Genomic DNA, 23071 nt, shown 5'->3' with positions numbered 1-23071 from the left:
TCTCGCGGTAGCGGCATCTACTTCTTGTTGCGGTAGAGGACCATGGTGATGGGACCGAACACCGCGACGAGAAGTACGGACGAGACGAGCACCCAGCCGATTTCCCCGGCCGGGACCGAGCCGTCCATCAGGCCGCGTACCACGGTCGCCAGGTGGGTGATCGGGTTGACCTCGACGACCGCCTGCATCCACCCGGGCATCGTCTTCGGGTCCACGAAGATGTTGCTCACGAACGTGAGCGGGAACATCACCATCATGCTGACCCCCGCCACCGAGTTCGGCGTGCGCAGGATCAGGCTGAGCATCGTCCACAGCCACGACAGGCAGAACGAGAACACCAGTAGCAGCACCACCGAGAGCACTACCCCGACGGCGCCACCCTCCGGCCGGAACCCTAGGACCAGTCCGAGCGTGATCACGATCGCCGACCCGATCGAGTAGCGCACCAGATCGCCGAGCAGGGCGCCGACCAGCGGCGACGGTCGCCACACCGGAAGTGACCTGAACCTGTCGAACACCCCCTTCTGGATGTCGGTGTTCAGCGTGATGCCAGTGTTCATGGTGATCATGACGTTCGCCTGCACCAGGATGCCGGGCAGCAGGAACTGCAGGTACTCCTGAGTCGACCCGGCGAGCGCGCCACCGAACAGGTAGGTGAACATCAGCGTGAACATGATCGGGAACATGGTCACGTCGACGAGCTGCTCCGGGACGTGTTTGATCTTCAGCAAAGCGCGCCAGCCGAATGTCAACGAGGTGAGCACCCGACCGGGGCGCGACGGCCGCTCGCCGGCCAACAGCACACTGCGGAGCGCGTCCGCGGTGACCGGCGCCGACGCCTGCTCTGCGGACGTGGCATTCATGCGGCATCCTCCTCGGGTGTCTCCTCGGTGGCGTGCCCGGTCAGGGCGAGGAACACCTCGTCCAGGCTCGGCTGACCGAGCGCGAACTCGGTGACGTCGATGCCGCTGCGGGACAGCTCGGCCAGGGAACGGGCGACCCGCTCGGGGTCGGAGATCCGCGCGGACAGCGCAGCCGGGTCAGCGGACGGCTCGGCCGGCACCTCGAGGACGCCGGCGAGGACCCGCTCTGCCTCGGCTCGCTGCTCGGGCGCACGTAGCCGTACGTGCAGCGAGCCGGCGCCGACCGATGCCTTGAGCTCGCCGCTCGTGCCCTCGGCGATCACCTTCCCGTGGTCGATCACCGCTATCCGGTCGGCCAGCTGGTCGGCCTCGTCGAGGTACTGCGTGGTCAGCAACACGGTGGCGCCCTCGGCGACCATGCCCCTGACGATCTCCCAGACCTGGTTCCTGCTGCGCGGGTCGAGCCCGGTCGTGGGCTCGTCGAGGAAGATCAGTTCGGGGGTGACGACAAGGCTCGCCGCGATGTCGATGCGCCTGCGCATCCCGCCGGAGTACTTCTTCACCTGCCGGTCGGCCGCCTCGGCAAGACCGAACGCGTCGAGCAGGTCGGTCGCCCGCTCCCTGCCTCGGCGGCGTGAGTAGCCGAGCAGCCTGGCGAGCAGCAACAGGTTCTCCACCCCGGTGAGGTCCTCGTCGACCGACGCGAACTGCCCGGTGAGGCCCACCCTGCTCCGCACCGCCCGGGCGTCACGCACGACGTCGTAGCCGAGCACTTGCGCCTCTCCGGCGTCGGGGTGCAGGAGCGTGGCCAGCATGCGGATCGTGGTGGTCTTGCCCGCCCCGTTCGGACCGAGCACGCCGTACACGCCCCCGGCGCTCACGGCCAGGTCCACACCGGCGACCGCGTGGGTCTTGCCGAAGCTCTTCTTCAACCCTCTCGTCTCGATCGCGAGCTTTCCCATGGGTTCGCTTCCTTCTCTCGGTGTTGCGAACGGATTGGTTGAGCACTAGTCAAGTTTGGCTACTTGGCCAGAGTGCACGAAGAGGAACGTCTAGTCAAGTTTGATTAGAGGCGCATCTTGAGGTGATCGGGGACCGTTCGCCACGAACCCGGATCATCGGCCATGGTGTAGGCGCCCTCAGCCAGTCGTTTGCTCAGGCTCTTCGCCCACTCCAGTTCGGTGCGTGCGTGTCCCGCCCACAGTTCGGCCTGATCGCGGACGTGCTCGGGGGTGTCCCGATTGGGGTGCTCCCGCCACTTGGCCTGCTCTACGAGCTCCGCTTCCAGGCGCGCGACTCGCTCGTTGACGTGCGCGATGGCATCTGTCCTGGTCAGCATGGGCAACATGGCGATGGCCGCGTTGAGCATGGCCGGATCGTGGGTCCGCCGCAGACCGTCGCGGACAAGTTCGACTATCTCGTCACGTCCCCGAGCTGTCGCGCGGTACAGAACGCGCTCCGGCCCGGAGTTGCCCGGCTCGGGGTGTTCGGTGAGGAGGCCATCAGCCGCCGCCTTCTTCAGCGCGTGATAAATCGAGCCGGGCTTGATCTTGGCCCAAATCTCCACACCCCAGCTCTGCAGTTCGGACCGCACCTGGTAGCCATGCGCGCCGCCGGAGAGGTGCACGACACCGAGTACCAGGAGCTTCGTCGCCGACATGCGCCCACCTCCGCTCAATCTGCTCGGACTCGCTCCGCTTGCGCGCCCGCCAGGGTGTTGTCAACTCCCACCAACACTAAGGTGCCCTCCTGGTCCGGGTGGTGTCAGCACTGACCTACATACGGTGCTGGTGGAGACCTCCAAAGCCAGATAGCGGTGCTACACGTTCGCCGTACATGCGGCGCGCAAGATACGCCGGATCTGTGGACACATGTGCAAGGAACCGCCATCGCTCTCTCGGCGTGCACGAGCAGCAGGTCGCAGAGACGGCACCGCTGCTGGTGTCTGCAGCCGATCTCGTCAGGCAAGGTGGGGCTGCCGGCCCATCGGCCGGCAAAACGCCAGCCCCGATCCGAGCACACTTCTTGCATGTCCGGCTCGACTCCGCGAGGGCCGTCGCGATCAGACATGTGAGCGCTCAGCCGTTGAGCTTGCATGAGCGATCTGACAGACCCACTGACCAGCCTCGTTCCGGGCGGGCGACTGTGCTGAGTATCCACCGGATGAATGCCGGAGAAGGTTATCTGTATCTGCTTCGGCATGTCGCTGCTGGTGATGTTGATCGGCGGATGGCGACGCCGTTGACGGCCTACTACACCGCGTCGGGATACCCGCATGGCCGTTGGATTGGTCAGGGCCTCAGTGGTCTGGGCGATGGCGAGTTGGTCCCGGGGAGCGAGGTGACCGAGGCACAGATGGCGGCGCTGTTCGGGCGCGCGAAGATCCGCTGACCGGCCGGACACTCGGCGAGCCGTACCGGGTTTTCAAGAGTCCGGAGGAGCGGATTCGGAACCGGATCCGTGACCTGGACCCGGCCCTGCTGGACCCCGAACGTGAGCACGCGGTGGCGCGGATCCGCCGGGAGGAGATGCGGAAGAAGTCGCGGCAGTCGGTCGCCGGGTTCGATCTCACCTTCTCTCCGGTGAAGTCGGTTTCGGCCATGTGGGCGACTGCCGATGTGGGTACCCAAGAGCAGATCCTCGCAGCCCATCACGAGGCTGTCGCCGACGTGCTGTCGCTGATCGAGCAGCATGCGGCGTTTACCAGGAGCGGCGATGGCGGCATCGCGCAACTGGATACCCGTGGTGTCATCGCGGCGGCGTTCGACCACTGGGACAGCCGCAGCGGCGACCCTCAACTCCACACCCACGTCGTGGTCGCGAACCGCGTACAGGGCGTGGACGGTGTGTGGCGGACGCCGGATGGGCGCGTCCTGTACCGGGCCGCGGTGGCGATGTCGGAGATCCACAACGTGCTTCTCGCCGACCATCTGACCCGGCGTTTGGGCGTGAATTGGGAGCTGCGCGAACGCGGCACTCGCCGCAATCCGGCGTTCGAAATCGACGCGATTCCCGACGACCTGATCCACGAGTTCTCCACCAGAACCGCACAGATTGAAGCCAACCTCAACGCACTTCTCGACGAACGAACCGACCAGATCCACCCACCCGACCGCCGCGAAATGTACGCCCTACGGCAGCACGCAACCCTCCTGAACCGCCCATCCAAGCACCACGCCCAACCCCTTGCCGTACTGATGGCGCAGTGGCGCAAACGCGCCGACCAGGCCATCGGACACGACGCCGTCGCCACCATCCAACGATCCCTCAACGCGGCCGGTGAACGTCCGCTGGCCGCGGCAGACCTGAGCGCGGAAACGCTCGACGCGTACGGCGCCGCGACCGTCCTGACACTGCAGACCAAACGTGCGACCTGGACCCGCTGGAACCTCCTCGCCGAAGCCGCACGCCAAACTCGGCTCCTCCGATTCGTCACCACCGCCGACCGCGTCACCGCACTCCAGGCGATCGTCGAACACTCCGAACAGCACTCGATCAGCCTCACCGCACCCGACCTGGTCACCATCCCAGTCACCCGTGCCAGCGGCGAGAATGTGTTCACGATCCACAACGGCCAGATCTATACGTCACCTGCGATCCTCGGCGCCGAAGCAGTCCTGCTAGACCTCGCGCGCGATACCAGTGGGCCTACCCTTGCCCCAGCTACGATCCCTATCGCCGATCTCAGCGCCGACAAGGCAGCCGCACTTCGCCGAATCGCGACCAGCGGCCAGAAGCTCGAAGCCCTCATCGGCCCAGCAGGCACCGGCAAAACCAGCCTCTTGTCAACCCTCACCGCCAGTTGGGAAGCCACATACGGCTACGGGTCGGTCATCGCTCTCGCCCCATCGTCAGCCGCCTCATCCATCCTGTCCGACGCCATCGGCGCACCCACCGAGAACATCGCCAAATGGATCTACGAATCCGCCGGCCTCGGCGCCGAACAACGCGGCGATCAAATCCTGCACACCGAACACGCCGCCGGACTCGCACACCACGAACGCCGTCGTCTCCGCCACCAGCGGTTGATCGGGCAGCTCGCAGCCTTGCGAGCGGAGCAGGATCGATGGAGTTTCCACCAGAACCAGCTTGTCATCGTCGACGAAGCCTCCATGGCCGGCACCGTGGAACTCGCCACCCTCGCCCGCGCCGCCAATACAGCCGGCGCCAAACTCCTCCTCGTCGGCGACGACGCCCAGCTCTCCGCAGCCGACACTGGCGGTGCGTTCCGCCTCATCAGCAAAGACACGGAGGCGGCCGAACTCACCGACGTCTGGCGCTTCACCAACCCCTGGGAACGCGACGCCAGTCTCGCGCTCCGCGCCGGAGACCTCACCGCCATCGACGCCTACGACGACCACCATCGGCTCACCGCAGGCTCATCAGAGGAAATGGAAGACGCCGCCTACAAGGCCTGGCTCACCGACACCAACAACGGCAAACCGAGCTTGCTCATCGCCGCCGACAACGCCACCGTCGCCCGACTCAACGCCCGCGCCCGCCTCGACCGCATCACCACCGGCGAAGTCGAACCCGACGGCATCGAACTCCACAACGGCAACCACATCGGCCTCGGCGACCACATCGTCACCCGCCTCAACAACCGCCGCCTCCCCTACGGCAGCAACACCGGCAGCCGCCAGTTCGTGAAGAACGGCGACCAATGGACCGTCATCCACCGCTGGCCCGACGGCTCCCTCACCGTCCAAAACCACATCGCCGACACCGTCACGCTGCCCACTGCATACGTGCAGGAGTCCGTCGAACTCGCCTACGCCACAACCGCCCACCGAGCCCAGGGCGCCACCGTAGACACCGCCCACCTACTCGTGACCGAACAGCTCACCCGAGCCCTGATGTACGTCGGCATGACTCGCGGCCGCCACATCAACAGCGCCTACGTCGCCACCCACCAGGCGAGCCCCGACCTCCACGAACCCCACCTCGAACAGACCATGCAAGACGTCCTTGAAGCGGTCCTCAATGATCCCGGCGTCGAGCAGTCCGCACACGAGGTCATGCGCCAAGAGTTCGACAACGCGACCCGGCTCGACCGGCTCGTCCCCATACACGAGCACCTCTGCCAACTTGACGCTAAGAAGCGCTACCAGCCCGCCATCTCCGCTTCCGGCATCGACACAGCGGACCAAGCCGGGCTCCAAGCCTCCCCTGCCTACGGCCCCCTCATCGCCGAACTCCGCCGCGCCGACAACGCCGGCCTCAGCGTCACCGAGCTACTCCACCGCGCTGTCAACCAGTCAGCGCTCACCAACGCCAACGACGTCGCCGCGGTCATCCACCACAGAGTGCGCCGCCTGACCGCCCGGTCCCTCCAGAAGGCCGGCCGCCACCCCGCACAGATCGTCGGCCTCCTCACCCCAGCCACCCACGTCAGCGACCCCACACTGATCGCGCCACTCCGCGAGCTCGAATCTCAGATCGTCGAACGCGCCAACTGGCTCGTCGACGAACTATCTGCCAACCCGCCCGACTGGTATCGCGACTTGCGTCGCGCAGCCAGCACGACACCTGACCCGGACCTCACCGAGCTCATCCGGGAGATCGCCGTCTACAGAGAGCGCCACCAGATTCGGGGCCGCTCAATCCTCGGAGACGCCCCGCCAACCAACGCAGTCGAGCAACATCGTCAGCACGTCCGGCTCATGAACATGCTCGCTGGCTTCTCAGCAGAGACCGCTCAACGATCGGTGGCCGGTGCGGGATTCGCTGAGGTGCCAACACAGTCCGTCCCGCCAGTACAGCCAGACTGACATTGCCAGCCAGGTGATTGGCCAGACCTACCGACCGCGCTACACCACTGTCAGGGACTCAACTAGTTCGGCGTCACGACCCGTGTCACGTGAGTGGCAGCAGCCGAGGCTCTGGGGGCCAACGCCGGTCGTCGCGCGACAAGTGTGTTCGTGTCGAAGGCACTTGATCTGCGGTCAAGAGCTATCGGTGGGTGGTCCGCCATCGCCGATTCGCGTGTCAGTATCGGGAAAGTTTCGCTCGGTACACGTAGGGCTCGGACGCTGCGATGGCTGCCGTGGCGTCGAATTCGTGCACGGCCTGTTTAGACAGCGCTTGAGTGACCACGATCAGGCACCAGTCTGGATCAGCTTGGGCGGTGACTACTTCGTTGCGGGTCAAGAGGATTGTGGGGATTGCGCCACTCACGCCCTTCACTTCGACGTGGCGTTCGCGGCCGTCACGGCTCGCGGTGATGTCCCAGCCACACTTCTGGACGCTGACATCGTCGCAGCGCCAGCCCTTCGCCTGCAGATACTCGGTGACGGCGTTCATCGCGCTGATCTCCACGACTCGGTTCTTGAGCGCGTCCCCGAATCCGGCGCCGAACCTGTCGATGGCGATCTTGTCGGTATGGGTCTCCGGCGCTGCTGGAGGACCACCAACTAGTTCTAGGAGCGCCTCAGCCTCCGACGGCGACACGTACTGCGGGTTGCCCATCTGCGGACTCGTCAAGACTTCCAGCTTCGCCAGGCGCGGATCAGTCCCAATGATCGCCCGCGGCGTCGGCTTGTCAAGTAGCGGAAGCTCCAGGTAGGCGAAATAGAATGCTCGCAATCGAGCATCTCGATCGAGCCAGTAGCCGTTGTCAGCCGAGTCCTCGGCCACGTCCTGTCGCACGTCCCAGTCGCACGGTGCCACCACATGCCCCACGCCCCACACGCCAGGCGTCAAAGCCTGGCGGTCGGTGCCGGTGACCCAGAAGAACACCACGTCGCCCGGCATCATGAGGGCGGAGCGATAGTTCTCCTGGACTGCCCAGGCGTCGATCACCTCGCCGTTGTCATCGAGGAAACCCTCCAAGTCCCACACACTCGGGTTGCACTTGACCATCCACGCGCCAAGGTTCTCCCGCGTCACCTTCCGCAGGATCGCTCGTCCATCCCAGGCGGGTGACACCTGGACCGGTGATCCTTGCCCTGGCGGCTTCTCGATCAGTCCGCCCTCCTCCAGCAGGTCGTAGATCTGCTGGCGTAGCGGTCGCAGACCCTGCCGCTCACCTTCGCTCAGGCTCTCATCTGCGGCCCACATCCGCAGGACGCCGGCTTGGGCGGCAGATATCTGCATCCATCCCTCGCGAACAGCCGACGGCTTGCCCGACCGCAGACGAAGCCAGTCAAGAGTCGCATCCGCAAGCTCCGCGACTTGCTCCGAAGTCAGGTGATCGACGGTGACACGTAAGGAGCCCGATTGCGCGGCCTTACGTTGTGCTGACCGGATGATGTCGGAGACGCTCACCCGTCCACCATCTCACGCTCCTGCCGAGCGCTAGATCCCACATCGCGACCTGCGTACGGTCGCCATGAGCTCTCACCAACATGGGATGCCGCGGCCTACAACCTGCGACAGATCCGTACAAACGGATGCAGGCCACGGAACGGCGAAGTGCCGGCCAGCGCCGATACAGTTGACCCCGTGAATTCCGATGACCTGAGCTCCCACCTGGTGTGGGAGCCGATGTGGGTCGGGCGGCCCCCCCGACACCCACTTCTCGGCCGGTGGTTCCAGTCCGCTGGCGCGTGCTGATGACACGAACAAACTCGAGACGCACGCCACCCTCGGTGGCCGCGTCGAGGACGGCGAGGACGAGTCCGACATGCTCAAGGTGGCCGCGGGCATCGCGCTGGGAGTCTTGGTGACCATCGGCGCCTTGAAGGCGACACCGCGCGTCAAGACCTGGTGGAAGGAACGCCGGGAAAAGAAGGTCACGCAGTCAGAAACGGCCGAACTGGCCGACGAAGCCGAATCTTTCGACGTGGCCACACTGGCCGTTGCCGCGTTCGCGACCGAGGTGGAGGTAGCGCTCGACGAGCAAATGACGAACATGAGCAGCGCAGACGCGAAACGACGCGTCCTCGAAATCATGCTCGCGGCGGCCGTCATCGCCGACAACATGAGAGCACTGTCGAACGCTCAACTCGAGGCCGGCGCCCCGGTAGAGTTGCAGAACGCACTGGAGAAGCTCACAGCTCCCCAGGTCACGGAAAGCCTCAACCGGATGATCGAGGCTGATAGCGCCCTGCTCGGTGAGCAGGCATCGGCTGACCTCATGAAGATCTTCGGGGGAGGTTCCGCCATCGAAGGCCAGTACGTGCCCTTGCGCAATGACAGCATCAGGGCAGCCCTGCGCCTGCCCCGGGCTGTGTAGTGCCATGAACACCGTCCGGTCAGCGGCTGCTGCCTTGGCTGGCTGCCGACACTCCAGCAAGCAGGCATGCGGTGCGGATCTCACCAGAGGTCGAGGTCTGCGAACTCCTGGTCCAGGGCGGTTGCTGCGGAGGGGTTGTGGATTCGTCGGCCCATGTAGACGTCTTGGGTTATGGAGACTTGGGCTTGGCCCAGGTGGTCGGCTATTTGGCGGGCGGATTGGCCTCGGCGGTCTAGGGCGGTGGCGGTGGTTTTGCGGAAGGTGTGGGAGCGGATCCAGGTGAGGGCGTCTGAGGGTGAGGGCTGGGCTGCTTGGTCGACTTGGGCGCTGAGGGTGGGGGATGCGTCGAGGTTTATGCGGTAGGTCTTGGCGAGGATGGCTACGAGTTCGCGGTCGAGCTTGATGCGGCCGTTCTCGATGAGTTCGAGTCTGGTCTTTGGCCAGCCGAGCTTCGTGACGACCTGTTTGCGGCTGAGGCCGGCTTGGAGGCGGGCGGATCGGAGGGTATTGCCTAGGTCGCGGCGGGCGGTGCTGGCTACGGGGGACAAAGCGCGGCGGAGGGCTCGGCGGACGTTGGACGGGTCTCGGAAGCCTCCGAGGGAGTCGGCGAAGATGGGTTCGTCGGGGAGGACGCCGGCTGCGTGGCGTCGGCGGAGCATGGTGACGGCCCAGTCTGGGAGGGGTAGGGCGCGTACGCCGGCCTTGGACTTCGGGGCCTTGCGGATCAAGCCTTGGCCTGGGACGCGAACCATGGTGTGAGTGATCTCGACTGCGCCGGACTCGAGGTTGACCTGTGACCAGAGGACGGCGAGCGACTCGCCGATTCGGACGCCTGTGCCGAGCATGAAGAGGACCAGGTCCGGCAGGTCGGCTCGTACGGCGGCTTCGTCGGTGGTCAGGAGTTGCCGTAGGCCGGCGATCTCTTCGTTGGTGAGTGCTCGGGGCGGGTCCTTCGGGCGGGCCTCGATCGCTTCGACCTCGCGGACCGGGTTGACGGTCAGCGCGCCGTATCGGACGGCTAGTTGCATCATGCCGGAGACGACAGCGCGGCAGGTCTTCGCTGTGGATCGGCCGGCGCTGCGCTTGATGGTTCCGATCACTCTGTCGATGCGTGGTGTGGTTGCCTCACCGATCAGGAGTTCGCCGAGGGCGGGCCGTACGTGGTTCTTGATGGCTGTGCGGTACGTCGTCAGCGTCGTCGGTGATCGACGGCCGTCTTCGATACGTTCCTCGAGCTTCTCGATCCAGAGGTCGATGAGGTCGTTGATCTTGTCCGTCGGGCTCAGCTCGCCGTACTGCGTGATCTTTGCACGGTCTCGCAGCTTCGTGAGTAGGCGGTGCTCGGCTGCGCCCTTGGTCTTGGCGGACGCGGTGACCTCACGGGTATGTCCGTCGTGGTCACGGAAGTACGCGGACGCGCGCCAGGAGACCACCTTGCCCTCGGCGTCCTTCCTCTCAGCACGGGATCGGACGTTGCCCCACGTTCCGATCGGAAGGTGCGGTCTGCTCATCTCGGCCCTCCACAGTCCAGCTGCACGTGGCAGCTCAACGTCTGGGCGGGGCGGGGATCGGACGAAACGGGAGCAGTGCGACAGGATGCGATACGTCGCTCAGCAACGCGCCGCCAAATGGCTTCGCGGGGCCGCCGATCCCCCTCAGACAGGCATGCATCGGCCACTCTGAGTATTGGCAGAGTTTGCGCAGACCCAACTTTCCAGACCGAGGCGCCGATGTGCGCCTGACCTGCGGAAAGTGGTAGGCCCCGTGGGACTCGAACCCACAACCCGCGGATTAAAAGTCCGCTGCTCTGCCAATTGAGCTAGAGGCCCTCATCTGGTGAGGGGAACAGTGTGTCAGGTTTGGTGGGGGTTTGCTTGGTGGGGGTTGGGGTGAGGGGTTGCGTGGCGGGCCTGGCTGGTGGTACAGATCGGAATTCGCTCGGGTTGTCCGGGTGCTGACAAGTCCTGCCGCGGGGGGAACCGACGGCGGGTTTGGGGGGATGGATCGTGTTGTTGGTTCGTGCTGCGTTGGGGTCGGTTGCTGTGGTGGCGCTCGTGGGGGCGTGTGGGGCGGATTCGGGTACGTCGGGGGTGGGTGAGCCGGCTGCGATCGCGAGTGTGCAGGTCAGCGTGACGCCCACGCCGGCCAGCACGGCCGGGCCGGGTGCCATATCCGCTCCGGTTGTGACGCCGACCAGGTCCCGCTCACCCAAGGCGAGTGTCACCACGACGAAGGAGGTCGTGGAGCTTCGGGTGATTCCGTTCAAGAAGAAGACGGTGACGGATGACTCGTTGGCGAAGGGTGAGCGGACGATCCGTACGGCGGGGGTCAACGGGACGCGGCGGCTCGTGTACCGGGTTACCTACGTGAACGGCGTACAGACGGGTAGGCGGCTGGTTCGGCAGGAGGTGGCGAAGGAGCCGCGTTCGCAGGTGACCGCGGTGGGTACGAAGGTCGAGGAGCCGGAGCAGTCCGGTGGGTGCGACCCGAACTACTCCGGTTGCGTTCCGATTGCCAGTGACGTCGACTGCTCGGGCGGGAGCGGGAACGGACCTGAGTACGTCGATGGTCCGATCGATGTTGTCGGCTCCGACATCTACCGCCTCGACGCCGACGACGACGGGATCGCCTGCGAGTAGGTCCGGGTGGCGGTGAGGGACAGGGCCAGGGCTACGTCGGGGTGGACCAGGGCTGTCGTCAGACGGTTCGAGTTGGCGTTCCAGGTGTGGCGGTTGATGGGGTGGGACGTCTGCAGGTGGAGTTCGTCGGGGGCCGCGGTGAGGGCGAACGGGATGGTGACGGGGTGGGTGGTGCCCCGGATCGTCAGGTCGCCGGTGACGTCGACGCGTTGGGGTCCGGTCGGTACGACGGCGGTCGCGACGAAGGTCATTGCCGGGTAGGTCGGCGTACCGAAGAAGTCGCGGCGCAGGTGGGCGTCGCGGCGGTCGTTGCCGGTGTCGACGCTGTCCATCTGGACGCTCAGCCAGCCGGTGGAGGCCGCCGGGTCCGCGGTGTCCACTCGGAACGCGCCCTCGAAGGCCGTGAATCGGCCGTGGACCTTGCCGCCCACGCGGTGTGCGGCCACAAACCCGATCTGGGTCCGCTCCCCGTCGAGTACGTAATAGTCGCTCATACGGGGTACGACGAGGCAGCGCGGTGAACTGTCAGTCGATGACGGCTGAGGTGATGCGGCGTGGGGTGATGTCGAACATCGAGTCCTCGGGTGGGTTGGCCAGGTACGCCGCGCGGTTCTCCTCCGGCAGGTACTTCTCCACCATCGCGTTCAGCAGGTCGGGCTCGAGGGGAAGGAATCGCGCCACGCCCTGCATGTTGACGTACTTCGCCGTCGCCCCGTCGACCGTCTGGATCGAGAGTGACAGCGCCCCTGTGCCGGTCCGGTGCAGTCTGGTCTTCTTCGACTTGGCCGGCGTCATCACCTGGAATCTGTTGTCGTCAGGCAGGTGGCGGAACCACACCGGCGTCACATGCGGCGACCAGCCCGGTTCGTCGACTGCCAGCACGGCCACCAGCGGCCGCGCCAGGAACTCTGCAATTTCGTCGTCGTCCATCGCTCGAAATCCCATGGAAACCACGCTCCCACCAGCCACCGACAATTCCGCCATACTTCAGGTCGTGACTGAAAGCGAGGCGCCGTGCTCACTTACGTCCTGAACTCGCAGGATCTGGCCGACGTCCGGTTCGCGGTGTCGCCGGTGGCGGAGATGGTGCTGTCGTTGCGGGCGCTCCGGGATCCCGGCCGCTTCCCGCTGCAGCTCGGCTGGGTTCGCACCGTACAGCCGCAGGTGGCCGCCCTGGATTGGTCCGTACTGCGGTGGCTCGTCAACGACACCATGGGCAGTCCGGACTTCCTGACGCCACGACCGACCTCGCCGCTCACTCAGCTCTCCGACGAGCTCGACCTGATCGCGACCGTCAACCCCGAAACCTTCGAGCGACAACTCGTAGCGGTCAACGGCGAGCTGCCGGAAGACCTCACCGTGGACAAGGTGGTCGAGGCACTCCACGAGTACTGGGACGCCGTGATGGCGCCGTACTGGAGCCGCATGCGCACCCTCCTCTCCGCCGACATCAGCTACCGCGGCCACGTCGTCACCCAGCAAGGAACGGGCGCGATGCTCAACGGGCTGGGCCCGGCAATCACGTACGCCGATGGTCTGCTCAAGGTCGACCGCGTAGCCGAGCAGAGCCGCACCGAACACGTCGACGGTCGCGGGCTTGTACTGCAACCGACCCTGTTCGGACCGCACGCCGTCATCCCGTTCGACCCCGGCGCCGAACCACTGCTCGGCTACCCGCCACGCGGTCAGGCAAACCTGTGGTCCGTCGTCGAGCCACCGTCGCGCCACGACCTCGCGCAATTGATCGGTACGCCGAGAGCGCACATCCTCGCGCTCCTCTCCTATCCCCGTACGACGACCGACCTGGCCGGCGAACTGAAGGTGACGCCGTCCGCGGTGAGCCAGCACCTGCAACTACTGCGCCGTACCGGGCTCGTCGAACCGCAACGCACCGGCAAACAGGTCCTCTACCGCCCGACCGAACTCGCGGCCCTCCTGACTGGTATTGGAGAAGCACAGTGACGACCGATGTGCTGATCGTGATCGCGGCGGCAGTTGTGCAGGACGGACGGCTCCTGGTGGTGAGCAAGCAGGCCGCGCCGGACGTCTTCTATCTTCCGGGCGGGAAACCGGAGCCGGGCGAGGCGCCGCTGGAGACGTTGGCCCGGGAGATGCACGAGGAGCTGGGCGTCACGCCGTACAAACCGAAGTTCCTTGCCACCGTGGAGAACCAGGCCGCGCTCGAGAACCAATGGATGCAGATGACTGTGTACGCCGTCGAGCTGCAGCAGGTCCCGCAGCCCGCCGCGGAGCTCGCCGACCTCCGCTGGATCACTTCCGAAGACGGTCTGAACGTCGCACCGGCCGTGCGGGAGCAGGTGCTTCCGCTGTTGCGAGACGGACTCGCGTCCTAGTTGAGACGTGAGTTAGAGTCGAAACGTCCGCGGGAGCTCGCAGGGAGTGGGCTGAGAGGGTGACCGGACCGTCACCGACCGCTGAACCTGAATCGGGTAATTCCGGCGTAGGGAGGAAGCGATGGAATCCGTCTGGGTGAACGGTACGGCGGTCGACGTACCGGCCGGCAAATCCGTGGCTGAGTTGATCGCGGAGTACTCCGATCGCGCCACCGGGATCGCGGTCGCGGTGAACCAGAACGTGCTGACCAAGGCCGAATGGGCGCAGACCACCCTGCGGCCGGGCGACCGGGTCGAGATCGTCAGCGCGACGCAGGGAGGCTGACCATGGATGATCCACTGGAGCTCGGCGGGCGCACGTACACGTCGCGCCTCATCATGGGGACCGGCGGTTCGGCCAACCTGGAAGTGATGGAGGAGGCATTGATTGCCTCCGGCACCCAACTCACCACGGTCGCGATGCGCCGGCTCGGCACGGGTCACGAAGGCTCGGTGCTCGACGTGCTGAAGAAGCACAATATCGACGTACTGCCGAACACGGCCGGCTGCCACACCGCGGCCGAGGCCGTGCTGACCGCCAAGCTGGCCCGCGAGGCGCTCGGGACCGACCTGATCAAGGTCGAGGTCGTTGCCGACGACCACCTGCTGCTGCCGGACCCGTTCGAGCTGCTCGATGCCGTGGAGGCGTTGGTGGCCGACGGTTTCACGGTGTTGCCGTACACGAACGACGACCCGATCCTCGCCCGCCGCCTCGAGCAGGCCGGCTGCGCGGCCGTGATGCCGTTGGCCGCACCCATCGGTTCGGCGCTGGGGATCCGCAACCCGCACAACATCGCGCTGATCGCCGAGGCGGCGAACGTCCCGGTGATCGTGGATGCGGGCATCGGTACGGCGAGTGACGCCGCGCTGGCGATGGAACTCGGATGCGACGCGGTCATGCTCGCCACCCCGGTGACCCGTGCGGAGAAACCCGCTCTGATGGCCGCCGCGATGCGCGACGCCGTCTCGGCCGGCCGGAACGCACGCCTCGCCGGCCGGGTGCCGAAGAGATGGCAGTCGGCGCTGGCGTCGTCGCCTACAACTGGCCTGCCAACGTTTTAGCCTCGGCCGCGTCGACCGCCCGGTCCAGCAGGAGCGCGGTGAGCGACAACGTCAGATCCTGGTTGGGTTGCAGCACCAACGGCTGCTCCCACGCGAGCGCCGGGCACGCGCCGACGTACTCCTCGGATCGCAAGAACCACGGCCAGACCTGATCCGGCTGCAGCAACAGCAGGCTGACATCGCCTTGGACGAACGCGAGCCACGGGCTACGAGACCCGAAGGCGGCCTCCAGCCCTTCGCCGTCGGCACTGAGCACAGTCGTCTCCGCGGCAGGCAGACGCCAGAAGAGACCGCCGTACGCCGCTCCCTCGCGACCGTTGGTGGCCGGGCTGTCGATCCGGATCGAGCCGTAGCGGGCGGTGAGGATGCTGCGCCAGTCGAGTCGCCAACCACCGAAGGCGAGATCGCCAAACAGGTACCGACGTTCGACCAGTTGCGGTCGCCCTTGCTCGTCGTACCAGGTGATGTCGTCGACGAGCTCGCGGTTGTTGACGGTGACTCCGCGGCTGCGTTGCTGGCCGTGGTTCGTGAGAAGGGTCGGGCCCTGACCGCGCACGTACGTCCGGCCGCCCCAGTGCGAGGTGCCGTTGACTTGCGCGACGGCGAGCGAGACACCGTAGTGATGCCTATGGTCGACCGGGCTGACCTCGGTCAGCGGGTGCCCGCCGAGCGTTCGGACTGGGTGCAGATAAGGACGCGGTGCGTGGACCTGCGGCATCCGCCGTCCGAACTCGTACCGCGCGAGCAACCCCGCCGAACTCCCGAGCGCGAAGATGTCCCCCTGCTGCTGCCACCCGACCTGATCGGCTGACGCTTCGGAACGCGGCTCCTGCGGCACCGGCCCCGTACTCGCCCGCACCGCCAGCCGCAGCTCCGGTACGCCGCCCACCTCGTCCGAAAGCCCCGTGATCGACGCGTGCAACCGCCGCCACGCAAGTTCACCGAGATCCTTCTGCGGCACCCGCACAGTCGTCAGCGACGGTACGGCGAAGCGCGCGAGCCCGATGTCGTCCATCCCTGTCACCGACAGATCAGCCGGTACGGCGACCCCGACCTCGTTGAGCCGCGCGAGCAGCCCGAACGCCACCAGATCGTTGAACGCGACGACCGCGGTGACCTGCGATTCGAGCACCCGCTCCACCGCGGCGTACCCGTCCTCGATCGACCGGCCACATTCGAGCCGGACGAGCTCCAGCCCCGGGATCTCCCGCTCGGCGACCGCGAGCGCCTGCAGCCGCAGCACGTTGGACGTGCTCGCCGCCGGGCCGGACAGGAACGCGAGCCGCCGGTGGCCGAGTCCGACCAGATGATCGACGACGATCCGTACGGCGCGACCGTAGTCGACCACCACCGACGTCACCTCCGCCGGCCCCTGGCGGTTGACCAGGATCACCGGTTGCACCTGCGGCAGGAGTTCGAGCAGCCGCTCCTCGTCGATCCGCGGCGAGACCATGATCAGCGCGTCGCAGCGCCGCCGGGCCTCGATCGCGATCGCCGCCTCGGCGTTCGGGTCCTCGTCGGTCTCGGCGACCAGCACCTTGTACCCGGCCGCCGCGGACGCGTTCGTGATGCCGCGCAGGATCTGCTGGAACAGCGGGTTGCCGAGGTCCGGGACGACCAGCGCGACCATGTTCGTCCGGCCCAGCGACAGGCTGCGGGCCAGGTCGCTCGGCCGGTAGTTGAGGCGCTCCGCCGCGGCGCGCACCCGGGCGACGATCTCGGGTGCGACACTGAGGCGCCCGTTCATCACCCGGGACACGGTCGCGCGTGACACCTCCGCCGCCCGCGCGACGTCGGCAATCGTGATCGAGTCCTTCGGTGTCCGTCCCACCTCCGTATCCTCTCCCGATGGAAACCGGTTTCTCAACCCTCGTGCCACGCATGATGGACCGACACCACAACCGGAGGAACTGTGAGCGAGTTGGAGTATCCGCAGGTCGAGGGCGTTGCGCCGGGCAACGGGTACACCCAGGTGGTGACCGGAACTGGCCAGGTGTTCGGGAACGTGGAGCGCTGCCTGGCATCGGTCGGCGCGGTGAAGGGTTGAGACCGAGTGCGTTGGGCGGCTACGAGGACTGGCCGGACTTCGTCCGCGACGCGTCGCCACTGACCGGTGACGAACTGACCACGAGGGTCGCCGCCCTCCTCGGCGTGCCGGAGCCTCCGCAACGACCGGCCGTGCGGACCGTCGGCGAGTGGCTGGCGGACGGCGTCCACGGGAGTGAGCTCGAGTGGTCGACCGGCTTCGGTCCGCCGACTCGCGCGTGGTTGCTGCGTCCCGCGGACGCCCCGCTCGGACCCGGTCTGCTGGGGTTGCACTGCCACGCCGGCGTGAAGTCGATCGGCGCGGAGCGGATGGTCGACACGCCTCGGCCGAGCACGAGGGCCCTCGGGGTGCGTGCGGACCTGTACGAGGACAGAGCCGTCGCGAACGAGCTCGCCCGCGCCGGTTTCGTGGTGCTGTGCCACGACACCTTCGCGTGGGGCTCCCGGCGGTTCGGCTTCGATCCACTGCCGCGGGGCTTGCGCGACCTGATGGCGGCGTACGAGGCCGCCTGGCTCGCCGCGGACCACTCCCCCGATGACGACGAGTGGTACGACGTCGCGGCCGTGCACCACGAGCACACGATCGCGAAGGCGGCCGGCATCCTCGGTACGTCGTTCGCCGGGATGGTCGCGTACGACGACCTGGTCGCACTCAGTGTCTTGCGTGGAGTCGACGAAGTGGATGACGTCGGCGTCTTCGGATTCTCCGGCGGGGGTGCGAGGGCGGCGGCACTGACCGCGCTGGATCCGGGCATCCGGGCCTCGGCGGTGGTGTGCATGATGACCACCTTCGAGGCGCTCGTCCCGGCGTACGTCGACGCCCACTCCTGGTTGTTCACGACGCCCGGCTTGGCTCGGGAGCTCGACCACCCCACGCTGACCGCGGGCCGGGGCCGCCACCATCAGCTCGTCGTCTGTGCCGAGGACGACGAGCTCTTCCCGTCGCGAGGCATGGTCGCCGCCGACCGCGAGCTCACCGAACTCTTCCTCGACGGTCCCGGCAGCTACACGGGCACCTTCCTCCCCGGCCCGCACCGCTTCGACCGCGAGATGCAGGATCTCGTGAAGAACTTCTTCACGGAGCGCCTGCTCCCGGCGTAGTTCACCCGCTCATGTGGTCGGATGGGGTGGAGATCGGTTGGAGGAGCATGTGAGCAAGCTGGAGTACCCGCGCGCCGTCGGAGTGGCCCCGGGCAACGGTTACAGCCACGTCGTCACCGGCCGCGGGCAGTGGGTGGCGATCTCCGGGCAGGTGGCGCTGGATCCGGACGGGCAGTTCGTCGGGATCGGGGATCCCGAGGCGCAGGCACGCCAGGTCTTCGAGAACCTGCGACGTTGCCTGTCGGCGGTCGGCGCGACGTTCGAGGACGTCGTGAAGCTGACGTACTTCGTCACCGACATCGGGTTCCTGCCGGCCATCCGTACGGTCCGCGACGAGTACATTCCGGGCACCAAGCCCGCGAGTACGGCGGTCCAGGTGGCCGCGCTGTTCAGCCCGGACGCCCTGCTCGAGATCGAGGCGTACGCGATCGTCTAACGCAGCAGGTCGACCGCTACCCGGGCGGCCTCGCCGATGGCGGCGTCGACGCGGGGCTGGCGGAAGTCGCCGCGGGCGGCGAGCGTGAGGACCGCGATCGCGAACGCCGCTCCGCCGGGCAGGGTGACCACGCCGGCCTCGTGCCGCAACGCGCCGAACGTTCCGGTCTTCCCCGCGACACGTACGCCGTCGTGCGGGAATCCGGACGCCAACCGGTGCAGGAAGATCTGCCGGTGCATCGTCGTCTTCACGAACTCGGTCTGCGACGCCGACAGCAACTCCCCCGCCCACAACCGCCGCAGCAGCAGGGTCAGGTCGCGCGCGCTCGCGGCTGACCCGTTCGCGGCCTCGTACACGCCGACTGGATCGGTCCGGTTGTTGTCCGCGAGTACGGCGAGGGCCGCGTCCGCATCGTCCGCACCCGTACGGCGCTGCAGGTCACGCAGGTTGGCCGCCGTACCGCGGCGGACCCAGGTGCGGCGCAGGCCGAACGACTCCAGGATCTCGGCCAGTCGACGCAGCCCGACGATGTCCAGCAGCGCATCGGCCGACGCGTTGTCCGACACGGTCGCCATCGACAGGGCCAGATCGCGCAGCGACACCGTCACCGGATCCGCGAACGCGGACAGCCCGGTCGGTCCGGCGGTTCGCGCCGAGGGCTCGAGCGTCACCCGCTCGCGCGGATCGAGCTCGCCCAGGTCCACCAGCCGGCAGAACCCGGCGAGCAGCGGCAACTTGTAGACCGATGCCAGCGGTACGACGACGTCCGCATCCAGCTCGACGCTCGCCTGAGGATCCTCGAGTGAGATCGCGTGCATCCAGCCGCGGACACCGGCGTCCTCGAAGATCCCACGGATCCGGGCGTTCACGATGCCAGCGCTTCCGTGAGCTGAGCCATCACGTCGTTCGGGCGGAGGAACGGCGTACGCGTCCTCGACCAGACGAGCCGGAGTCGCAACGGCAGCGGATCGTCGGCCAGTCGATGCCGCCCGACGCCCGGTGCGATCAAAGCCGGATCGGCGGTCACCACGATCGCCTGGCCGGCCGCCGCCATCGCGAGTCCGGCGCGCTCGTCCGTCACCACGACCGTCCCACCGTCAGGCCGGTGCAACGCCAACGTGTCCAGGAACAGGTCCCGCGCCGCCGGCGCTTCGGCGCGCGGCCGCACCGCGATCGGCAGCCCTTTCAACTGCCGCAATGCCACAACCTCAGTGTCGACGGTCGCGGCCGGCACCAGCGCCCAGGTCGGCAGAAGCGATACAGGTCCGGCCTCCAGGCCGCCCAGAACGGCGGGATGCAGTACGGCGGCCAACGTCAACCGGCCCGTCCCGACCTGATTGACCAGCGAACTCGTCGGCGCGGTCACCACCGTCACCCGACTGCCCGGGATCACCGAGCCGCAGGCCGCGGCCACCGCCGCACCCGCCGACGGCGGAACTTCGGGCGCCAGACCGAGCCGGATCTCGGGTCCCTCCGGATCACGCGCGATCGCCGCCTGGTGGAGCTCCTCGATCGAGGTCAGCGCGCGCCGTGCGTACGGCAGCAGCGCGACGCCCGCGGGCGTGAGTTCGACGCGACCGGCGCCGCGTTCGAAGAGCTTCGAGCCGACCAGCGCTTCCAGGCGCCGCAGGCCCTGGGACAACGGCGGCTGAGTGATGCCGACGGCCCGCGCCGCGTCCCCGAAGTGCTGCTCCTCGGCGAGGGCGATGAAGATCTGCAGATGTCGTTCAGTGATCATGACCTGTTTGACCTGCGGTGATATCTCCAGCCAATCGGTCCATGCGCAAGAGCATATTCGACATGCCCGCGAGCCCTCGCCTTGACTGAGGTTTCAGACGACGAGAGGAAACAGCGTGAAGGTGAGTCGGAGAGGGATGCTGGCGGGCGCGGCGGCGGCCGGTGCCGCGGGTGTGGTCGGGGCGGTCGTGCTCGAGAACCAGAGCGAGGCGGCAACGACGTCCACGAGCCAGGCGACGCGAGAGCCGGTGGAGCTGACCTGGTTCGGGACGCATGCGTGGCAGATCCGGTGCGGCAAGAGCGTCGTACTGACCGATCCGTGGCTGACGCGGTTCCACACCGGGACGTTCACGCCGGAGGGCGCCGACCCGAAGACGAAGCTGGTGATCAAGCCCGACGTGATCGACCGGCACCTGAGTACCGCCGACGCGATCCTGGTCCACCACGGCCACTACGACCACATGGCCGACGTGCCGTACGTCGCGAAGAAGACGCGGGCCACCGTGCTCTGCACCGAGACGCACGCGAACATGCTGCGCGCGATGAAGACGCCGAACGACCTGCTGTCACCTGTCCGCGGCGGCGAGTACCTGCCGTTCGAAGGCTTCACGATCGAGGTGTTCCCGTCGCTGCACTCCTGCGGCGGCAAGCGGCACACGTACGCGTACCCGGGCTACCGGTACGAGGTCCCGCCGCGCCCGCGCGTGATCGAGGACCTGGTCGAGGGCGGCACGCTCGCGTTCGTCATCACGATCGGCGGCCTGCGAGTCCTCAGCCTCAGCACGGCGAACTTCGCCCCGAACGCGCTGCGCGGTCTCCAGGTCGACGTCGTACTGGCCGCTCCGGGCGGCGAGCCGGGCATCACCGACCGCCTGCTGCAGACGATCAAGCCGGTCCGGAAGGTGATCGCCACGCACTGGGACGACTTCGACAAGCCTCTCGACGATCCCGGCATCCCGTGGACCGACCTGACCCCGCTCCGCACGTCGGTCGAGAAGACGGGTGCCGAGTTCGTCGTCCTCGATCACCTGCAGCAACTCAACCTCTAGGCAGGAAGTCGTCCAGAACGCCCGCGATCAGATCGGCACGCTCCAGCGTCTGCATATGCGGTACGCCGGGTAGCTCGCGGAACGCAGCGCCGGGAATGCCGTCGGCAACCTGGCGCAGGACGCCAGTCGGCCCGGACACGTCCGCACTGCCGGCGACTACCAGCGCCGGCGCGGCGAAGTCTCCGAGCTTGCCCTGGGCATCGAGTTCCTTCATCGAACGCCACGCCGCTGCCCAGTCCTCGGACTTCATCGCCTGCAGACAACCCCGCGCGTAGCGCACGCCCGCGGTCTCGGCGGCGAGGGCTTCCGGAGTGAACCACCGGGACAGCGTCTCGTCGACCTGGGCCGCCATCCCGTCCACCTCGGCGCCGGCCGCGCGCCCCTCGAAGATCTCCGGGAACGCCCGGTCGGTCGTCGCCAGCAGTGACAGGGAGGCGAACCGATCGGGCGACTCGATCGCCGCGGTCTGGGCGATCGCTCCGCCGTACGACAGCCCTACGACATGCGCGCTCTCCAGCCCGAGCTCGTCGAGTACGCCGATCAGGTCCGCGGCCGTGTCGCCCAACGTGAACGGGCGAGGCGATCCGGCTGCCTCGCCGTGACCTCGCAGGTCGTAAGCGAACACCCGGCGCCCGACCGCGAGTTGATCGATGATCGGTTCCCACATGTGTTTGTCGAGGCCGAGCGAGTGCAGGAGCACCACCGGCGGTCCGCTCGTACCGCGTTGCAACAGACCGGTCCGGTGATCCGCGAGAGTCAGCACGCCGACATCTTCTCCGATCGCGGGGCTGTACCGAAGGCTTCTGCTCAGGGCAGAGGGCGGACGCGGTAGTGATAGCGCGAGACGGCCCGGAAACCTAAGCGGTCGTACAGGGCGCGGGCCGGGGTGTTGGCCTCGACCACCTGGAGCCAGACATGGTTGACGCCGACGGTCGTTGCCTTCTGCAACAAGCCGTGGATGGTCGCCTGGGCGAGACCCTGGCGGCGGTAGGCCGGATCGACGGCGAGGCAGTAGATGCCGGCCCAGTCGTCGACCAGAGCCAGGCGGCCGACGGCCTGGGCCTGCCGGCCGGACGAGATCGTGGCGTACAGCGCGCGGCCGCGGTTGAGAATCTGCCGGGCGGCGGGCTGCGCGTCGGATCCGCCGTGGCCGTCGACGACCCACCACAGGGCCATCCAGTCGTCACCGGGCGTCGAGGAAATATTCACTGCCGTCGTCGGTTCGGGCAGCTTCGCGAGCACATCTGCGACCTCGGCGCACATCACCAGCGTCGGAGTGCGAACCTCGTACCCGCGAGCCGCCAGGTACTCGTCGAGGTCGCCGGGCTGCGCCGCCGGACCCACCTGGAAGGACGGTGCGATCTGGTGCGCGGCGTACAGGTTTTCCACGTAGTCCAAGGCCCTGTCGAGGTCGAACGGCGCGCTCGCGGGCAGGACGGAGTTGGCTCGCATGGTGACGCCTGCGTTGCGGCGGACCAGCCAGCCGTCCAACTCGGTGCTGTCCGCGGCAGGCCAGCCTTTGTTCATGAGGGCGTCGATACCAGCTGTGGCGATCACCTCGCCAAGGTT

24 protein-coding genes, 1 tRNA gene and 1 riboswitch are annotated in these 23071 nt (G+C 67.2%); of the genes, 12 read left to right on the top strand and 13 right to left on the bottom strand.

Annotation, left to right across the window (positions count from 1 at the left end; all coding sequences use genetic code 11):
* Positions 1–17: 17 nt before the first annotated feature.
* The 3 genes from EV647_RS14485 to EV647_RS14475 all read right to left on the bottom strand — a co-directional run bounded on the left by EV647_RS14485 (position 18) and on the right by EV647_RS14475 (position 2523).
* Complete coding sequence (locus EV647_RS14485; RefSeq protein ID WP_134002970.1) at positions 18–863, bottom strand: ABC transporter permease; 846 nt, start codon at positions 861–863, stop codon at positions 18–20.
* A complete protein-coding gene (locus EV647_RS14480) occupies positions 860–1825 on the bottom strand; it encodes an ATP-binding cassette domain-containing protein (protein WP_134002968.1) in 966 nt (321 codons plus the stop codon). The genes EV647_RS14485 and EV647_RS14480 overlap by 4 nt, the downstream gene beginning before the upstream one ends.
* A gap of 104 nt (positions 1826–1929) precedes the next feature.
* Entirely contained in the window at positions 1930–2523 is a 594-nt protein-coding gene (locus tag EV647_RS14475; RefSeq protein WP_134002966.1) for a PadR family transcriptional regulator, read from the bottom strand.
* Positions 2524–3026: 503 nt separating this feature from the next.
* Between EV647_RS14475 and EV647_RS43380 the strand changes: the two genes are divergently transcribed.
* Together EV647_RS43380 and mobF are read left to right on the top strand one after the other, a co-directional pair.
* Entirely contained in the window at positions 3027–3254 is a 228-nt protein-coding gene (locus tag EV647_RS43380; protein ID WP_166680328.1) for a relaxase domain-containing protein, read from the top strand.
* Positions 3146–6634, top strand: a complete 3489-nt coding sequence (mobF, locus tag EV647_RS14465; protein WP_166680327.1) for a MobF family relaxase — start codon at positions 3146–3148, stop codon at positions 6632–6634. Before EV647_RS43380 ends, mobF begins: the two co-directional genes overlap by 109 nt.
* Positions 6635–6851: 217 nt before the next feature.
* Here mobF and EV647_RS14460 read toward each other — a convergent pair whose 3' ends face one another.
* Positions 6852–8129 carry a protein NO VEIN domain-containing protein gene (locus EV647_RS14460; protein ID WP_134002961.1) on the bottom strand — a complete coding sequence of 426 codons (1278 nt, stop codon included), beginning with the start codon at positions 8127–8129 and terminating at the stop codon, positions 6852–6854.
* Positions 8130–8487: 358 nt separating this feature from the next.
* On the opposite strand from EV647_RS14460, the gene EV647_RS14455 reads away from it, so the two are divergent.
* On the top strand, positions 8488–9039 hold the full coding sequence (locus tag EV647_RS14455) for a hypothetical protein (protein ID WP_134002959.1): 552 nt from the start codon (positions 8488–8490) through the stop codon (positions 9037–9039).
* 80 nt (positions 9040–9119) lie between these two features.
* Here the strand turns inward: EV647_RS14455 and EV647_RS14450 are convergent, their stop codons facing one another.
* Positions 9120–10550 carry a helix-turn-helix domain-containing protein gene (locus EV647_RS14450; RefSeq protein WP_134002957.1) on the bottom strand — a complete coding sequence of 477 codons (1431 nt, stop codon included), beginning with the start codon at positions 10548–10550 and terminating at the stop codon, positions 9120–9122.
* Between the two features lie 242 nt (positions 10551–10792).
* Positions 10793–10868: transfer RNA gene (locus tag EV647_RS14445), tRNA-Lys, on the bottom strand.
* A 177-nt stretch (positions 10869–11045) separates the two neighbouring features.
* Here EV647_RS14445 and EV647_RS14440 point away from each other — a divergent pair.
* Positions 11046–11678 (top strand): G5 domain-containing protein, encoded by a 633-nt coding sequence (locus EV647_RS14440; protein WP_202876168.1) that lies wholly within the window; start codon positions 11046–11048, stop codon positions 11676–11678.
* Here EV647_RS14440 and EV647_RS14435 read toward each other — a convergent pair.
* Complete coding sequence (locus EV647_RS14435; protein WP_134002953.1) at positions 11636–12172, bottom strand: YceI family protein; 537 nt, start codon at positions 12170–12172, stop codon at positions 11636–11638. The genes EV647_RS14440 and EV647_RS14435 overlap by 43 nt on opposite strands.
* Positions 12173–12203: 31 nt before the next feature.
* Positions 12204–12608 (bottom strand): pyridoxamine 5'-phosphate oxidase family protein, encoded by a 405-nt coding sequence (locus tag EV647_RS14430; protein ID WP_166680325.1) that lies wholly within the window; start codon positions 12606–12608, stop codon positions 12204–12206.
* A gap of 84 nt (positions 12609–12692) precedes the next feature.
* On the opposite strand from EV647_RS14430, the gene EV647_RS14425 reads away from it, so the two are divergent.
* The 4 genes from EV647_RS14425 to EV647_RS14410 all read left to right on the top strand — a co-directional run bounded on the left by EV647_RS14425 (position 12693) and on the right by EV647_RS14410 (position 15133).
* Entirely contained in the window at positions 12693–13640 is a 948-nt protein-coding gene (locus EV647_RS14425) for a DUF5937 family protein (protein WP_134002949.1), read from the top strand.
* A complete protein-coding gene (locus EV647_RS14420) occupies positions 13637–14032 on the top strand; it encodes an NUDIX domain-containing protein (RefSeq protein WP_202871060.1) in 396 nt (131 codons plus the stop codon). The genes EV647_RS14425 and EV647_RS14420 overlap by 4 nt, the downstream gene beginning before the upstream one ends.
* Positions 14033–14051: 19 nt before the next feature.
* A riboswitch (TPP riboswitch) is annotated at positions 14052–14163 on the top strand.
* Positions 14154–14357, top strand: a complete 204-nt coding sequence (thiS, locus tag EV647_RS14415) for a sulfur carrier protein ThiS (RefSeq protein WP_134002947.1) — start codon at positions 14154–14156, stop codon at positions 14355–14357. Its footprint overlaps the riboswitch before it by 10 nt.
* Before the next feature lie 2 nt (positions 14358–14359).
* Positions 14360–15133, top strand: a complete 774-nt coding sequence (locus EV647_RS14410; RefSeq protein ID WP_131345372.1) for a thiazole synthase — start codon at positions 14360–14362, stop codon at positions 15131–15133.
* Here the strand turns inward: EV647_RS14410 and EV647_RS14405 are convergent.
* Positions 15108–16964, bottom strand: coding sequence for a DUF6807 family protein (locus EV647_RS14405; protein ID WP_202876167.1), 1857 nt, complete (start codon positions 16962–16964; stop codon positions 15108–15110). The genes EV647_RS14410 and EV647_RS14405 overlap by 26 nt on opposite strands.
* A gap of 81 nt (positions 16965–17045) precedes the next feature.
* On the opposite strand from EV647_RS14405, the gene EV647_RS43375 reads away from it, so the two are divergent.
* Genes EV647_RS43375 through EV647_RS14395 form a run of 3 tightly spaced genes read left to right on the top strand, consistent with a single transcriptional unit; the run spans position 17046 to position 18716 of the window.
* Entirely contained in the window at positions 17046–17180 is a 135-nt protein-coding gene (locus EV647_RS43375; RefSeq protein WP_255517904.1) for a hypothetical protein, read from the top strand.
* The gene (locus tag EV647_RS14400; protein ID WP_202876166.1) at positions 17177–18280 is read left to right on the top strand and encodes a hypothetical protein; all 1104 of its coding nucleotides are present in this window, start codon (positions 17177–17179) and stop codon (positions 18278–18280) included. Before EV647_RS43375 ends, EV647_RS14400 begins: the two co-directional genes overlap by 4 nt.
* Before the next feature lie 49 nt (positions 18281–18329).
* Positions 18330–18716, top strand: coding sequence for a RidA family protein (locus EV647_RS14395; protein WP_134002943.1), 387 nt, complete (start codon positions 18330–18332; stop codon positions 18714–18716).
* Here EV647_RS14395 and EV647_RS14390 read toward each other — a convergent pair.
* Positions 18713–19585: a serine hydrolase gene (locus EV647_RS14390; protein WP_134002941.1), complete on the bottom strand. Its 873-nt coding sequence runs from the start codon at positions 19583–19585 to the stop codon at positions 18713–18715. The genes EV647_RS14395 and EV647_RS14390 overlap by 4 nt on opposite strands.
* A complete protein-coding gene (locus EV647_RS14385) occupies positions 19582–20454 on the bottom strand; it encodes a LysR family transcriptional regulator (RefSeq protein WP_134002939.1) in 873 nt (290 codons plus the stop codon). Before EV647_RS14385 ends, EV647_RS14390 begins: the two co-directional genes overlap by 4 nt.
* 115 nt (positions 20455–20569) lie before the next feature.
* Between EV647_RS14385 and EV647_RS14380 the strand changes: the two genes are divergently transcribed.
* On the top strand, positions 20570–21502 hold the full coding sequence (locus tag EV647_RS14380; protein ID WP_238177207.1) for an MBL fold metallo-hydrolase: 933 nt from the start codon (positions 20570–20572) through the stop codon (positions 21500–21502).
* Here EV647_RS14380 and EV647_RS14375 read toward each other — a convergent pair.
* Both EV647_RS14375 and EV647_RS14370 read right to left on the bottom strand, forming a co-directional pair.
* Positions 21492–22265 carry an alpha/beta fold hydrolase gene (locus tag EV647_RS14375; protein WP_134002937.1) on the bottom strand — a complete coding sequence of 258 codons (774 nt, stop codon included), beginning with the start codon at positions 22263–22265 and terminating at the stop codon, positions 21492–21494. The two genes, EV647_RS14380 and EV647_RS14375, sit on opposite strands and share 11 nt — an antisense overlap.
* 44 nt (positions 22266–22309) lie before the next feature.
* Positions 22310–23059, bottom strand: a complete 750-nt coding sequence (locus EV647_RS14370; RefSeq protein ID WP_134002935.1) for an N-acetyltransferase — start codon at positions 23057–23059, stop codon at positions 22310–22312.
* Positions 23060–23071: the final 12 nt, after the last annotated feature.

It is taken from the genome of Kribbella sp. VKM Ac-2566 (assembly GCF_004366005.1).
Taxonomy (GTDB): domain Bacteria; phylum Actinomycetota; class Actinomycetes; order Propionibacteriales; family Kribbellaceae; genus Kribbella; species Kribbella pratensis.
Note: the sequence above shows the minus strand (reverse complement) of the source record. Positions and strands in the feature narration are given on the sequence as shown.

Coding starts and splice junctions, on each gene's coding strand:
- EV647_RS43380 (WP_166680328.1), top strand. CDS start 3,027: ATGAATGCCGGAGAAGGTTATCTGTATCTGCTTCGGCATGTCGCTGCT.
- EV647_RS14455 (WP_134002959.1), top strand. CDS start 8,488: ATGCTCAAGGTGGCCGCGGGCATCGCGCTGGGAGTCTTGGTGACCATC.
- EV647_RS14485 (WP_134002970.1), bottom strand. CDS start 863: ATGAATGCCACGTCCGCAGAGCAGGCGTCGGCGCCGGTCACCGCGGAC.
- EV647_RS14410 (WP_131345372.1), top strand. CDS start 14,360: ATGGATGATCCACTGGAGCTCGGCGGGCGCACGTACACGTCGCGCCTC.
- EV647_RS14435 (WP_134002953.1), bottom strand. CDS start 12,172: ATGAGCGACTATTACGTACTCGACGGGGAGCGGACCCAGATCGGGTTT.
- EV647_RS14480 (WP_134002968.1), bottom strand. CDS start 1,825: ATGGGAAAGCTCGCGATCGAGACGAGAGGGTTGAAGAAGAGCTTCGGC.
- EV647_RS14475 (WP_134002966.1), bottom strand. CDS start 2,523: ATGTCGGCGACGAAGCTCCTGGTACTCGGTGTCGTGCACCTCTCCGGC.
- EV647_RS14450 (WP_134002957.1), bottom strand. CDS start 10,550: ATGAGCAGACCGCACCTTCCGATCGGAACGTGGGGCAACGTCCGATCC.
- EV647_RS14385 (WP_134002939.1), bottom strand. CDS start 20,454: ATGATCACTGAACGACATCTGCAGATCTTCATCGCCCTCGCCGAGGAG.
- thiS (WP_134002947.1), top strand. CDS start 14,154: ATGGAATCCGTCTGGGTGAACGGTACGGCGGTCGACGTACCGGCCGGC.
- EV647_RS14430 (WP_166680325.1), bottom strand. CDS start 12,608: ATGGACGACGACGAAATTGCAGAGTTCCTGGCGCGGCCGCTGGTGGCC.